This window comes from Streptomyces sp. NPDC045701 (assembly GCF_056432045.1).
In genome coordinates this window covers 1-14429 of sequence record NZ_JBWKJV010000068.1, presented here as the reverse complement: position 1 = coordinate 14429, position 14429 = coordinate 1, and the positions used below count along the sequence as shown (strand labels likewise).

The following is a 14429-nucleotide window of genomic DNA, read 5'->3' as shown; positions in this document are numbered from 1 at the left end:
GATCCGGCCAGCCCCTGGCAGCGCGGCTCGAACGAGAACACGAACGGCCTGCTCCGCCAGTACTTTCCCAAGGGCACCGACCTCTCCGTCCACACCCCCGAACACCTCGCCGCCGTCGCCGACCAGCTCAACCGCCGCCCACGCAAAACGCTCGGCTGGGAAACCCCAGCCGAGCGCCTGCATAAACTACTCGCCGCCTGATCAAACCGACCACGTGTTGCGACGACCCCTAGAATCCGCCAGGCAGGGGGGGGTGCCTCTATGTCTTTCGTCAAGCCGGAGCTGGTCATGCGACGGCTGCTTCGGGGACGCGTGGTTCGTAGAAGGTTCCGTCGCGGAGCATGGCGAACAGGACGCTGATGCGCTGTCGGGCCAGGCGGAGGAGGGCCTGTGTGTGGGTCTTGCCGCGGGCTCGGCAGCGGTCGTAGTAGGTGCGGGATGCGTGGTCGTGCAGGGCGGCAAACGCGGAGAGGAACATCGCGCGTTTGAGCTGCCGGTTTCCGCCTCTGGGTGCGTGTTCGCCGTGGATCGAGGTGCCCGACTGTCGGGTGGTGGGGGCGAGGCCCGCGTAGGAGGCGAGGTGGGCGGCGGTGGGGAAGCTGGTGCCGTCTCCGACAGTGACCAGCAGGACGGCGGCGGTCCTGGCGCCGACGCCGGGCATCGACGTCAGGACCTGGGAAAGAGGGTGGGCCACCAGCAGTTCGTTGATCTGGGCTTCCAGAGCCCGGCGTTGTTCGTGGACAGCTGCGAGCGAGCGGGCCAGGGACGGTATGACCACGTCGAGGGTGCCTGTGCCCGGAACGACGACGGTCTGTTCGTCGAGCGCGTCGAAGACGTCGCCGATGAGCCGGGCGGCCATGCGCGGGGCCTTGGGGCGGATCACCTCGACGAGTCTGCGGCGGCCGGCTTTCCGCAGTGCGGCTGGGGAGCCGTAGCGTTCCAGCAGCCAGGTGACGGCCTGGTGGTCCAGGCGGGGCCCGAGGACGCGCTCCAGGCTGGGGTGGAACTGGGTGAGCAAGCCGCGTATCCGGTTGGAGGTGCGGGTGGCCTCCGCGGCGAGGTCCTGGTCGAACCCGACGAGGACGGTGAGCTCGGCGGTGATCTCGTCGGTCAGCTCCAGGGAGCGCAGGGTGTGCGGCATGGTGCGGGCGGCGTCCGCGATCACGGCCGCGTCTTTGGCGTCGGTCTTGGCCTCGCCGGGGTAGAGGTCGGCGATCCGTCGCATGGCCAGTCCGGGCAGGTAGGCGACCTGGCAGCCGGCATCGCGGGCGACGGTCAGCGGGAGGGCGCCGATGGAGGCGGGCTGGTCCACGACGACGAGGACGGTGCCGAACTTCGCGGCCAGTTTCTCGAAGGCGGCCCGCAGCTTCGGCTCACTGTTGGGCAGTGGCTTGTCGAAAACCTTCTTCCCGGCCGGGGTCAGTCCGTGCCCGTGGTGAGTGCTCTTGCCGACGTCCAGGCCGAGGAAGATGCCCACGCTGCTGGTGTCGATCACCATGCCCCCACTCACTCGATACCGGTGCTGGCCTGGGCGGCGGGGCCGTTCTCGCGCATCCACGTTATGCAGACCTGCCGCCCGCGAACGGCCGGGCATTGCGCCCGGCCAGGCGGTGGTCGGACCTCTTATCAGCGTCTCCGACGGCACCCCTCGGGCCCGGTGACACCACCCCCCAGGTCATCCGATCGACAGGGGGCAACAGTCATGCCGGGCCCGGAGGCCAGCGGCCCTCTTGCAGGACCGCGAAGAACATAACGAGGGCCTGTCGTGTCGCTATCAGACACCGGTCTCAGCACCGCCGACGCCCCGGGGGCGGCACCGGCTCGCACCCCCACCCGCCAGACAGGCACCACGGGCGGCGCCACCACAGTGCGCACCAACGTCGGCAAGAGTCCCCAGGATGGGACGTGACGGGGCCACCCCAGGGACTCTCACGCAGACACTCCAGCTGAACCCGCCTGGAACCGTCCCCTACCACTATCCCACCCACCAGCCCCCGCCACCACAACCGCCACGGCACAAGCCCACGCCACAGAAGCGGGAGCAGTGGCGACGCACCTGACAACAGCGCGGGCCGACACACAGCCGCCAGGGACTGGAGTCACCCGTATCAGCCCGCCGGCAGCCGCTGCCGGGCTTTGCAGGCTGCCGGGCACCAGCCGGCACCAGTACCCGGCAGCTTTCTGCCGCACGACCGCTCATCAATGCGGCAGATACCCACCCAAACACCCCACACGTCAAACTGTCCAGCCACGCCGACCGCACGCAACGCTGCCCGACCAGGGGCGCCTGCAAAGAGCCCGGGTGCAATTGAACTGACCGGTCAGGCCAGATCCGGCCGCGGGTGACGGGTTTGTCGAAAGACCGCTTCACGGGCCGCGTGCCGGACCCGCCGCGCCGGCGCCGCCCGCCCGGCCGGAGCGGAGCGGACCGGCCCCGCGGTCACCCCTGCCGGGTGAAGCCGCCGAAGGCCACGCGACGCAGGATCGAGTGGTACACCGACCCGCCCGTCCCGGGGCCCCTGCGGGGAGCAGCTGATGCGCTGCGAGATCCGCGTCGAAGGACACATGTCCGAAGCGCTGATCAAGGCGTTTCCGGAGCTGGAACACGTGACGATGTCCGGCCAGACCGTACTGTTCGGACCCGTCATCGACCAGGCGCAGCTCTACGGCCTGCTGGCCCGCTGCCAGTCCCTCGGACTCACCGTCACGGAGATGCGCCAGCTCCTGGAGTGAGCCACGCCAAGCCACTATGGAGCCCATCACAAGCACCGCTTTGTGCTCTCGGAGGGGCGACCAAAGTCGAGCTGTGCAGCCATCTGAACAGGTGCAACACCCGGCTAGCGGGCCTGAGGGAAGACGGAAAGCACAAGGGCCGCCCGGCAAGCCGGGCGGCCCTTGGCTGAGGTCTGAACCCTGGGGGTATGGCCTGCCCACTTTCGAGGGCTACCAGGGACGATTCCAGGGTCTTCGCCGCCCAGTGTACCTACGATAGCCCCACCATGCACGGCACGCCGCCCACCAGCATTGAGCCGCCCGACGACAAGGCCGTCATCAAGCTGATCAGCCCCGACCGGCTGAACCCCTACCTGACCGCGTGCGCCGGCGATTCCACCGCCGCGCTCGCGCTGTACCGGTGGAACAGCGACCTCGCCGCGGCGTTCTTCGAACCGCTCGGGCACCTGGAGATCATGCTGCGCAACGCGCTGGACGCACGGCTCCTTGCTCGCCAGCAGCGCCGGGGCCGCACTACCGAGTGGTACATCGACAGGCAGGTCCCTCTCAGCGGCAAAGCCCGCGGCGACATCGTCCAGGCCCAAGAACGCGCGGGGCGGGGCGGCGCGGCGACCATCCCGCATGGGAAGGTCATCGCGGAGCTGAGCTTCGGCTTCTGGCGCTTCCTGCTGGCCCGCCAGTACAAGACCAGCCTGCGGCCCGACCTCGCGGGCGCCTTCCCCCACTCTTCGGACACGTCACTTCCGGGACCCGCCAGAAGCGAGCCTACGCCACCACCCCATGCGGCTTGACAAACACAGAGGCACCGAAGGGCACTGATCTCTCCCTCCACACCCCCGAACACCTCCGCGCAGTCGCCGACCAGCTCAACCGCCGCCCACGCAAAACGCTCGGCTGGGAGACCCCCGCCGAGCCCCTGCATAAACTCCTCGCCGCCTGATCAAACCGACCGTGTGTTGCAACGACCCCTGGAATCCGCCGTTCACCGCGGGCTTCCCGGAGCCCTTTTCACGTGTAGATCATGAGGGTGAGGATCGCGGCAGCTGCTGACGTGAGTCTGTTCGGGCTGATCCGGGCATGCCGGAAGATCCGCCAGTGCTTGATCCGGGAGATGGTCCGCTCAACGGGAGCACGCAGTGCAGCGTGGACCTCCGAGGCCCTTGTGCTTGTCAGGGAGTTCCGCCTTCGGACGGCGCTTGATCGGGGTGATCACAGTACCGCCGGCCCCGGCGTACCCCTTGTCCGCAAGGACCTCAGGGTTCAGTTCCGCGCAGGTGTCGATAATGGCGTGCTCGCGGGCGGCGGTCACATCGTGGGTGCCGCCGGGCAGCGCGGGCGGGATCCGCAACAGCTTCCCGTCTTCCGCGGCGATGACCTGCAGGTTCACGCCCTCGCGGCGGACCTTGCCGAGAAGTGCCCCGGCGCCTGTAGGGCCGTTTTCCTGACAGTGCCCCAGCCTCAGTGGTGGCCAATTGGTGGGTGCCTGCCGTGCGGAGGGGCGGGTTGGCTTGCTGAGCCACGTTTGTGTGTTCCGCCGTCTCTCACTGAGGTTGTTCTATGTCCCCCTTTCTGCCTGTCGGAGCTGGTTTGGTTGCGCAGCGGGACGCTGGTGGCGTTCCGCGGTGGCGTTCGTTGCGCCGGGTGGCTTTGGCGACGGCTGTGGTGATGGGGGTGTCGGCGGTTCCGGTGGTGTCGGCGGTAGCTGCCGATACGCCGGGCGGGGTGCCGGCGCCGGTGTCGGGTTCGGTGCCGCTGGGTGATGCGGCCGCAGGGGCGCTGGATGAGCGGACGGGTCTGTGGCGGATGAGCCTGCCGCTGGTCACGCTGGGGGGGCGTGGGGGTCTGGATGCGTCGGTTTCTTTGTCGTATGACCAGCAGCTGGCGGCGGCGGGGGTGGACCGGCACGGTCTGGGTGCGGGGATGAGCCTGGGGCTGTCGTTTGTGGAGACCGAGGGTGGGGTGCGGGTGTTCCCGGCTTCGGGCGGCATGTTCGAAGCCGATGAGGCTTCCGCGACCGGTTTGAAGCGCTATCCGCTCATGGACCTGAAGTTCGCACATAAGGAGGGCACCGTCCCGGCCCGGGATGGTGTCCTGGCACGCCCTTATACGTTCACGTTGTCGTATGAGGATGGGCGGGTGGATTATTTCTCCGCTGAGGGGGATTTGCTGGCGCGTGAGGACCGGTCAGGTAACCGGGTGGACTGGGTGTGGGGGTCGGGACATCGTTTGACGCAGGTGGTGGACACCTACGGTCAAACGGCCCTGCTTGCCCCGTCGGCGTCTGGTGTCACGGTGACGTCGCCGGCCCGTTCCGACGGGCGGACGCCGACGATGCAGCTGAAGATCGAAAGCGGACGGTTGGTGCAGGTGACCGATCCGGTCGACCAGGTCACCACCCTGGGTTACCGTGCGAGTACCGAGACGGGGAACAAAGCGCTGCTGAGTGAGATCGGCACCCCTACCGGGGCGCGGACGGCGGTGGACTATCAGATCGCCGCCGGCATGAGCGTGGTTAAAACCGTCCGGGTCACTGACCGGGGCGGGAAGGACATCGTCGCCCCGCGGTCGTTCTCGCTGGTGCCGGTGGACGGGCAGGTGCACAATCATGCCGGGTTCCCCACGTATCAGCACACCACCTTCGGCCTGTTCGACGCCCAGGATGCCGCCGCGCAGCGCTACCGGTATGCCACCGAGCTGTCGGACGGGGTGTCGGTGGTGCGCTCCACCTACAACAAGCTGCACCTTCTGCAGGAGCGGGAGACCTTCCTGATCGCCGGGGACAAGCGGATCAGCCTGCACAAACAGGGCATGGACTACGGGGGGGAGAATCAGGAGGTTCCCCCGTCGGCGGCCGGGCTGCCGGCGAACTACGCTAAACCGACCCAGGCGCGGGTGACGTATGTCGGTAGGGACGGCATGTCCCGCACCACGACCGAGACCGCCCACTTCGACGATCATGGCCGACAGGTCGAGCGCAAGGATGCCACCGGGGCGGTCACGCGTGTCGAGTACGGGCCGTATGGGCAGGCGGTAAAGTCGACCACCACCGGTGCGGACGGCACGATGGCGGTCACCGAGAACACGCTCACGCCCGACGGCAAGCACATCGCCTCCACCACCGAAGCCGTCGCCAACAAGCAGGGGGAGACGCCCAAGGCGCGCACCACCATGAGTTTCGTCACCGATGGGCATGGCGAGCTGAAAGCGAAGAGTGTCACCTGGGCCGAAGGCGCCCGCCCGGACGGTGATGAGGGGCCGCAGAAGCTGACCGAGACCTACACCATCAGCATCGACCTCGGCGCGCACACCCGTACCGACACGATCACCACGACCGCAGGCACGGTGAAAGAGGTTTCGGACCTGGCCACCGGTGAGGTCGTCGAATCGATCGACGCCGCCGGCCGGTCGGTGAGGAGAGTGTTTGACGACGCGGGGCGGGTGGTCAGGGTGACCAGGCCGGACGGGCTGACCACCACCGCTGTCCATACCCCAACCACCACCACCCTCACCACCCCCGACGGGCACGTCACCGTCGAAACCCGCGACCTCCTCGGCCGGGTTGTGACCAAGACCGACAACATCACCGGCGGGAAGATCGTCGATGACCCCGGCGCGCGGACGCTGCAGAAGGTGGACTATGCGCCCGACGGGCTGACCGCCACCACCATCGACAGCGCCGGCCGTAAAACCATCACCACCAACGATCTGCTGGGCCGGCCCGTCAAAGCCGTCGCACCCAACGGCATGACGCAGCTCATGTCCTACGACGACGTCGCCCACACCAAAACCACCGCCATCCTCCCCGCGGGTGAGACCGATCCGGCCAAGGCGGTCACCACCACCACCGACAAGCTCGACGACGCCGACCGGCCGGTTGCCTCGTCGACCAGCCACCGTGACGAGACCCCCGTACCTTCGTCCTCCCAGTCGTATGACGGGCTGGGCCGGCAGCGGGAAACTGTGGCCGGGGATGTCACCGCCCGTCTGGCCTACGGTGCGGGCGGCACGGTCGACACGGCTGCCCTGACTCCGGCTGCGCCCGAGGCGTTTCCCGGTGGTGAGGTCACCGCTGAGTCGCGTCAGGACCTGACCGGCGAGCCGGTGGTGAAAACTCTAGGCTCGGGCGGTGAGAAGCGGTCCGGGACCGTGGTGAAGCGGGACGACGCCGGGCGTGTGATCGAGGAGAAGGATCCGGCCGGTGGGGTCGTCTCGACTCTCTACAACGACCGGGGTGAGGTGGAGAAGGTAACCGGTGCTGACGGGTCGGTCACCACCACCAGCTACGACCCGGCCACCGGGCGCATCAGCGAAACCACCACCATCTCGGCCGACGGCAAACGGGCGGAGAAGAGGGCTTACACCTACGACAAGACCACCGGCCGTGTGTTGGAGGTGTTCGACCCCGCCGGCAAACCCGGCACGGTCATCAGCTACACCTACAACGCCGACGGCCAGCTCACCAAGGTCACCTATCCCAACCGCAAAACCCTTACCCAGGAATTCGATACCCACGGCCAGCTGACCGCCTCAGTGGATGCTGTGGGCGCCCTCACCAGCTACAGCTACAACCCGGACGGGACGCTGAAGGCGGCGGTGCAAAAGGACAAGGCTGGCAAGGTCCTGGCCAAGGTCACCTACACCTACGACAACCTTGGCCGGATCGAGAAGGTGGAGCGCGGCAACGAAGTGACCACCGCCTACACGTACACTGACGCCGGTCAGATCAGGACCGAGATTACCCTCGGAAAGGACGGACGCACCGTCACCGAGGCCGCCTACACCTACAATGAGCACAACCAGCTAGCCACCCGCATCGACACCCGCCCCGAAATCGGCGAGGACGGCAACCTGGTTAAGGGTGAGGACGGTGACGTGAAGGTCGCGGCGACGTCGACGGCCTACAGCTACAACGCCTACAACCGCCTGATCCGCTCCACGCTCAGCGACGCTGAAGGCAAGCCCCTGGTCGAGACCGCCTACACCCTCAACGTCTCCGGCGACGTAATCAAGACTGAAACCTCACGCCACCAGGGCGGTGAGGTGAAGAAGAGTGTGGCCAAGCATGACGTCGACGCGGCGGGCCGGCTTATCACCGTCACCACCGACTGCACCAAGCAGGTGCAGGAATGGGATGCGGCGGGCAACCTGCTCAAGGACCACCGCGGCAACACCTGGACCTACAACACCCTCAACCAGCCCACCTCCGTGACCACCCCCAACGGCACCAGAACCGAATACACCTACTGGGCCGACGGCAGCCGCAGAACGGCCGTCAACACCACCGCCGACGGCAAGGAGACGACCACCGAATTTTACTATGACCCCGGCACCGGCACCATCGCCAACGACACCCACACCATTGGTGAGGGCAGCGGCAGCGGTGAGGCCGCCACCGCCTCCTACCTGCAAGGCCTCACCCGCGAGGCCCGTACTTTCACCGGAACCGCAGCCAAGCAGGGCCAAGCGTCCAGTGGCGGCTACCTGCTGCATGACCGGCACGCCAATACCACCGCCCTCACCGGCAGTGACGGCACGGTGAATGCCGCCTGGCATTACAGCGACTACGGCCAACACACCACCACTCATGGCGCCGTCATCAACACCGTCCAGCCACACGCCGGTACTGCCGCAGAATCAAACCGCTTCACCTACTCCGGCGAATACACCGATCCCGGCATCGGCACGCAGTACCTGAAAAACCGCACCTACGACCCCGCCCAGGGCCGGTTCACCACCCGCGACACCGCATCCCTGCACAACCGCTACCAATACGCCGACACCAATCCCATCATGAAGACCGACCCGTCAGGCAACACCGCCGTGTGGGACTGGGTCGGCTTCGGCATCACCGTTCTGGTAGCGGTCGCTGCTTTCTCTCTCACAATCATCACGCCCCCCGCGGGGGCGGCTCTAGTATGGTCCGTAGCTGGCCTGGTAGCCAACACTGCAGGCGTACTAATAAGCGCACTTACCCTGAAGCATGACGCTGACAGCTTTTTCGTAGACGATCCGGTTGCTCGTGAAAGCATTTTCTGGGGTGGCATCGCTCTCGGTATAGTCGGAGGTCTGAGCTCGATCGGAGCAAAACTCGGTCCCAAAGCCGTCCCTAGCTGGGCCCGCCTCGGAATGAAAGCTGAGGCTAGGACGCGAGGAGACGTCATGATCCTCAATAGGAATAGCGTAGTGACGGAAAATACTTTGCGTGACATTCATGCGCTGCTCCGGAAGGCTCCGAATCTCGGCGAGCCCGGGGTGGAGTATGTGTTTGATATGGAAAGACAAGTGCTGGCAATAGGTTCGCTGCGGCCGGAGTCGGCTGCAGCCAAAGTGCTGGCTAATAGTCCGCATACCGAACTCGCTCAGCACATAGGAAGGCCATCATGGCCCGACATGAAAGTGGTCGGTGGTCATATCGTGCAACTTGAAGACTCACGCCCCCCCCTCCTCAGAACGAATGAGAAAAGTGGTCACTACGGCGTCAACTGGAAGTACGCTGATGAGAGTTTGGGTGATGCTGAAATGAACGACCTGGCGGCTGGCCATGCGGGGACCGGCATGTCCAAGAAAGAGGAAATATTCCATAAATTCTTTACAGATTTGGGATTTGAATTGCAGCACGAAAGATACAAAGTTCCTACATCGATCCGCTGAACATCTGCGATTTGAACCGGCCGGAGTCACACCACGATCGCCTCGGCAGCCCGCTTGACCTCGATCCGTCAGCTGGAGCCGGTCGTTGATCCCGAGTTCGACAGCTGGTGAACCGTTCCGACTGCTCTGCCGCTCCGTTGTGAGCCATCAGAGAGGACGGGACACGTGCCAGGGAGATTGACCCCGCGCTTCGTAGCCAGGCTGTGCGTCTGGTCACCCGGCACCGCCCGGAGTACTCCACCGAGCGTACTGTCCATGTCCAGGTCGCCGAATCGCTCGGCGTCTCGCGTGAGTCCGTGCGGCGCTGGGTGGCTCAGCACGAGATCGACACGGGCATCACCGCGGGCGTGACCAGCCACGAACGAGAGGAACTCAAGCGGCTGCGGGCGGAGAACAAGCGGCTGCGCGAGGTCAACGAAGTGCCGAAGGCGGCGACGATTTTCTTCGCGGGGAACCCGGCCCCCGAAACCGCTGACCGTGGCCTTCGTCGACCACATGAAGGCAGCCGGTCATGCCGTCGAGTCGATCCGCGGGACTGAAGATCGCGGCACGAACCTTACGGGCATGGTGCAGACTGGACTGTTCAATTAACCAGGCGAATGTTATCGGTGGAGAACATGACCAACTCGTGCTGAGGCAAGGAATACATTCCCGCGTATCCTCGCTCGCGCAGGTACTGATTCAGCCCCACTAGTGACTTTACGTGATAAGTATTTCGGGGAACGTATTGGGTGGCATTGCGCGTATATTCTTCCAGTTCTCGCTTTTCAGTTTCGGTTTCAGCGAACTTGAATTCCTTGCGGCCTAGGCGACTGTAATCGGGCTCATCGAATACTGCGATCTTTCCAGTGATCTCGAAGACTAGAACTTCCCCGGGTTTCCCGTCCTTTGTAGCCCAGTCTTGAGCGATCTCCTTACGGGAGCTGAAGTAGAATCCTCGCCCGAAGGTGAGGCCATACCTAGGGCTCTTTTCCGCAAACCCAACTTTCCTAATTGCTGCTGCGGCTGAGACAGTGGTGCCGTGGTACACGTGCGTCGGAGTTACGCCTTTCAGGAGGTTTGCCGGGTCACACCAAGTAACACTTCCATTGGCAGGCGCAGCGGGCATTATGTCAGGCGATGGTGATGCGAGAGGGGGTGACGGCGTTATCGCGACAGGCTTTATAGGCGTCTTAGAGGGCGAGTTATTCGCTGCAGATACGGTCTTTACTGCTTTCTTGACCCTTTGGCCGATCCCGAGGCCGCCGGCGGCGGTGAGGGCGAGGCCGCCGTAGAGGAGGCCGGTGCGTGCGTCGGGGGTGAGGAAGTTTTCGGTGTCGTCGGCGAGGGCGACGGTTTCGAGGGCGAGGCCGGCGGTTTCGATGGCGAGGCCGAGCAGAGCGCTGGCGCCGGCGGCGGCGAGGCCGCCGGTGGCGGCGGTGGCGGCGACTGAGAGGACGGTGCCGAGGAAGATGGCGGCGGACAGCGCGAAGAGCCCCCAGTCGAGTTCGGCGGTGTTGCCGGTGGGGTCGGTTTTCATGATGGGGTTGGCGTCGAAGGCCATGTAGCGGTTGTGTTGGGGGGCGTTGTCGCGGGTGGTGAAGCGTTTCTGGGCGGGGTCGTAGAGGCGGTTTTTCAGGTATTGGGTGCCGGTGGTGGTGTTGGTGTATTCGCCGGCGTAGGTGAAGGGGTTGGTGCCCGCGGCTGCGCCTGGGCTGACGGCTGCGGTCACAGCTGTGGTGGTGGGGGTGGTGTGCTGGCCGTAGTCGGTGTAGTGCCAGGCGGCGTTGATGTGGCCGCTGTTGCCGGTGAGGGTGGTGGTGTTGCCGTGGCGGTCGTGGTGGAGGTATCCGCCGCCGGTGGTGTTGGCCGTCTGGGTGGTCTCGCTGGCCGCGGGGTCGGTGGTGGTGAGGGTGCGGGCTTCGCGGGTGGCGGCCTGGAGGTAGGAGCCGGTGATGGTGTCCGGCTGCTGGGCGGCCCCGTCACCGCTGGTGGTGGTGTGGGTGTCGTTGGTGATGGTGCCGGTGGTGGGGTCGTAGTAGAACCCGGTCACCGTCGCACCGCCGCCTTGCCCGGCTTGTTCCCCGCCGGGGCTGGTGGTGGCAGTCTTGCGGGTGCCGTCGGCCCAGTAGGTGTAGCGGGTGGTGGTGCCGTCGGGGGTGGTGACCGCCGTGGGCTGGTTGTGGGGGTTGTAGGTCCAGGTGTTGCCGCGGTGGTCTTTGGTCAGGTTTCCGGCCTGGTCGAATTCCTGGGTTTTCTTCTGCCCGTCGGTGGTGATGGCGGTCAGCCGGCCGGCCGGGTCGATGTCGTGCTCGGTGACCGTCTTCTTGCCGCCCTCATCGTGGCGGGTGGTCTCGGAGCGGGTGATGTCGCCGGAGACGTTCAGCGTGTAGGCGGTCTCGGTGACCGGCTCGCCCTCGCTGTTGCTGACTGTGGAGTGGATGAGGCGGTCGTAGGCGTCGTAGCGGTAGGCGGTGTTGGTGACCGCCATGCTCACCCCGCCGTGCTCGTCTTTGAGTACCGTGCCGGTGTCGTTGACGGCGGGGCGGGTGTCGGTGCGGGAGGTGAGGTTGCCGTGCGCGTCGTAGCTGTAGGCGGCCTCGCTCACCAGGGTGCCGTCGGCGCGGGTGGTTTTCTCGGTCTTGATCTGGCTGGCACCGGTGAAGGTGTAGGAGGTGGTGACGCCGTTGCCGCGTTCCACCTTCCCGATCCGGCCGAGTCCGTCGTAGGTGTAGGTGACCTCGGCCAGGACCCGGCCGTCGGTGCCGGTCTGCTTCGCCGAGCGCAGGGTGCCGTCAGCGTTGTAGGTGTAGACGGTGCGCGCCCCGGCCGCGTCGACCGCAGCCGTGAGCTGTCCGTGGGTGTCGTACTCCTGGGACAGGCTCTTGCCGTCGGGGTAGGTGACCCTGGTGACGTGGCCGTCCGCGTCGTAGGTGTAGGAGATGACCGTGCCGGTCTTGTCGGAGGGGTCGAACACCTCCAGCACCCGGCCGGTGGTCTTGTCGTAGGTGCAGGCGCTCTTCACCACCTGCTTGCCGTCTGGGGAGACGGTGGTGGTTCCAGGCTTGCCGAAAACTCCATGGCCATAACCATGGGCGTTGATCGACCGGGAGCCGCATCCGCCGAAGGAATGGACCGTGAGCGTTGTCGGGCGGCCAGCATTGGTGGCGATGTCGAGTTCGCGGGCGAAACCGGATCTGGGCTTCCGCATGCTGAAGCGTGCCGTGAAAGTGCGGCATCCCGTTCTGGTGGGTCACCGCTGATGGCCCGTATGGTCAGACAAGCCGAATTCGTGTCGGGCTGAAGAGCTCATCCCTCACGTACTCGCGGGTACCGAAAGCGCAGGCGCGGCTGCAGCCGCGCAGGAGGCTGCCGCGTGCCCGCTCGCGGCGCGCGAATCGCTCAGCGCCGTCGGTCCTTCAGGTGTCGGCGCATCCATTCGGGCATGCCGGGCGCCTGCAGGAATCCCTCCGCGCGGCCTGCGGCCAGCCCGATGCGCAGCAGGTCGGAACTCTTCTCGAAGAGCATGAATCGCGGCTCCCAGATCGGTCGGTACTTGGCGTTGGCGCGGTACAGCGACTCGATCTGCCACCAGCGGGAGAAGAAGCTCAGCAAGGAGCGCCACAGGCGCAGGACGGGGCCGGCCCCGAGCTTCGCGCCACGTTCGAAGACGGACCTGAACATGGCGAAGTTAAGTGACACCTGCACGATCCCGATTTGTCCTGCGCGCTGGAGCAACTCGATGATCATGAATTCCACGAGGCCGTTCTCGGCGTCCCGGTCGCGGCGCATTAGGTCGAGCGACAGGCCGGCGGATCCCCACGGCACGAACGACAGCAGGGCGCGAAGCGCGCCGTCGGTGTCGGCGCACTCCAGCATCACGCATCGCCCGTCGGATGGGTCACCCAGCCGCCCAAGCGCCATCGAGAAGCCCCGCTCTGTGGCACCGTCTCGCCAATCATCGGCCAGCCGCAGGAGCTGGGCCATCTCACCAGGCGGAATCTCCTCGTGGCGGCGGATCCGTACCTGGTATCCGGCACGCCTGACCCGGTTGTAGGCCTGGCGGACGGTCCGCATCGCCCGGCCCTCCAGGGTGAACTGGTCCGTCTCCACGATCGCCTCGTCACCCAGTTCGAGAGCGTCCAGGCCGTGCCGGGAGTAGACGGTGCCCGCCTCCTCGCTCGCTCCCATCACGGCCGGGATCCAGCCGTGCTCGCGTGCCTCGGCCAGCCATGGCTCGATCGCGCCCGGCCATGCCTCAGGGTCGCCGACCGGGTCGCCGGATGCGAGCGAGACACCGCCCACGACGCGGTAGACCACTGCCGCCTTGCGGCTGGGCGACCACACCACGCTCTTCTCCCGGCGCAGCGCGAAGTAGCCGAGTGAGTCGCGCTCGCCGTGCCGGGCCAGTAGTGCCCGTAGATCGTCCTCGTCTCGCTTGCTGAGCGAGTCGACGGCCCGGCGCGAGCGGAACGCGGCATACAGCACCGCAATGAGCAGGAGCGTCGACATGATGTTGATGAGGACGTCGACCCAGCCGGGTGCTCGGATGTCCGGCGCGGTGTCTGTCGCCAGGGTGATCAGCCGCAGCACGCCATACCGCCAGCGTTCGGGGAAGGTGGAGTGGGAGGTGTCGGTGGCGGTGACGAGGAGTGCGGCGAACAGGGACGTGATAAGCAGTCCGCCGGCGGCGACCGCCGTGGCGAGCATCGGGTTGGACCGGTCGCCCTTGGCGTAGAACTCCTGGCGGCCCACAAGCAGGGCCAGCAGGAAGGAGGCGGTGAAGGACAGCGACACCCAGTTCTGCGGGTGCTGGCGGACCTCCGGGACGGTCATGGCCACGATGAGCAGTAGCAGGAACAGCCCGCACAGGACTGCGTTGAGGATCCAGGCGGCGCGCTTGTGGCGGCGCATGGTGGTCGCCAGGAAGAGTGCGAAGGCGCCGGAGGCGAAGCCGGCGGTGAGCAGGTAACGACCTTGGGGGAAATTGAGGTCGGGCCGTCTTGGCCTGGTGGTTCGGCTGGTGGGTGATCAGCAGGCCGTCGTGCGGACGAGGACCAGTTCGG

Annotated in this window: 8 protein-coding genes and 2 pseudogenes; 6 read left to right on the top strand and 4 right to left on the bottom strand. The window is 66.1% G+C overall.

The features are described 5' to 3' along the window. Nucleotides 1-201 (top strand): transposase (locus AC07DW_RS30820; RefSeq protein WP_478860965.1); only part of this gene is annotated, 201 nt, incomplete at its 5' end. Nucleotides 202-286: 85 nt separating this feature from the next. Here the strand turns inward: AC07DW_RS30820 and AC07DW_RS30815 are convergent. Beyond that, on the bottom strand, nucleotides 287-1498 hold the full coding sequence (locus AC07DW_RS30815; protein ID WP_478860964.1) for an IS110 family RNA-guided transposase: 1212 nt from the start codon (nucleotides 1496-1498) through the stop codon (nucleotides 287-289). A 1037-nt stretch (nucleotides 1499-2535) separates the two neighbouring features. Between AC07DW_RS30815 and AC07DW_RS30810 the strand changes: the two genes are divergently transcribed. The 3 genes and pseudogenes from AC07DW_RS30810 to AC07DW_RS30800 all read left to right on the top strand — a co-directional run. Then, the gene (locus AC07DW_RS30810; RefSeq protein WP_478860963.1) at nucleotides 2536-2733 is read left to right on the top strand and encodes a hypothetical protein; all 198 of its coding nucleotides are present in this window, start codon (nucleotides 2536-2538) and stop codon (nucleotides 2731-2733) included. A 266-nt stretch (nucleotides 2734-2999) separates the two neighbouring features. After that, complete coding sequence (locus AC07DW_RS30805) at nucleotides 3000-3524, top strand: hypothetical protein (RefSeq protein WP_478860962.1); 525 nt, start codon at nucleotides 3000-3002, stop codon at nucleotides 3522-3524. Between the two features lie 11 nt (nucleotides 3525-3535). Further along, a pseudogene (locus tag AC07DW_RS30800) lies at nucleotides 3536-3673 on the top strand (IS30 family transposase); the annotation flags it as partial. A 180-nt stretch (nucleotides 3674-3853) separates the two neighbouring features. Here AC07DW_RS30800 and AC07DW_RS30795 read toward each other — a convergent pair. Next, complete coding sequence (locus AC07DW_RS30795) at nucleotides 3854-4120, bottom strand: transposase family protein (RefSeq protein ID WP_478860961.1); 267 nt, start codon at nucleotides 4118-4120, stop codon at nucleotides 3854-3856. Between the two features lie 254 nt (nucleotides 4121-4374). Between AC07DW_RS30795 and AC07DW_RS30790 the strand changes: the two genes are divergently transcribed. After that, nucleotides 4375-9384, top strand: a complete 5010-nt coding sequence (locus AC07DW_RS30790) for an RHS repeat domain-containing protein (RefSeq protein ID WP_478860960.1) — start codon at nucleotides 4375-4377, stop codon at nucleotides 9382-9384. Nucleotides 9385-9587: 203 nt separating this feature from the next. Next, on the top strand, nucleotides 9588-9923 hold the full coding sequence (locus AC07DW_RS30785) for a transposase (RefSeq protein WP_478860959.1): 336 nt from the start codon (nucleotides 9588-9590) through the stop codon (nucleotides 9921-9923). Between the two features lie 44 nt (nucleotides 9924-9967). Here the strand turns inward: AC07DW_RS30785 and AC07DW_RS30780 are convergent, their stop codons facing one another. Further along, a complete protein-coding gene (locus AC07DW_RS30780) occupies nucleotides 9968-12574 on the bottom strand; it encodes an RHS repeat-associated core domain-containing protein (protein ID WP_478860958.1) in 2607 nt (868 codons plus the stop codon). Between the two features lie 191 nt (nucleotides 12575-12765). Continuing rightward, a pseudogene (locus tag AC07DW_RS30775) lies at nucleotides 12766-14334 on the bottom strand (phosphatidylglycerol lysyltransferase domain-containing protein); the annotation flags it as partial. Nucleotides 14335-14429: the final 95 nt, after the last annotated feature.

Coding starts and splice junctions, on each gene's coding strand:
- AC07DW_RS30815 (WP_478860964.1), bottom strand. CDS start 1,498: ATGGTGATCGACACCAGCAGCGTGGGCATCTTCCTCGGCCTGGACGTC.
- AC07DW_RS30805 (WP_478860962.1), top strand. CDS start 3,000: ATGCACGGCACGCCGCCCACCAGCATTGAGCCGCCCGACGACAAGGCC.
- AC07DW_RS30780 (WP_478860958.1), bottom strand. CDS start 12,574: ATGCGGAAGCCCAGATCCGGTTTCGCCCGCGAACTCGACATCGCCACC.
- AC07DW_RS30810 (WP_478860963.1), top strand. CDS start 2,536: ATGCGCTGCGAGATCCGCGTCGAAGGACACATGTCCGAAGCGCTGATC.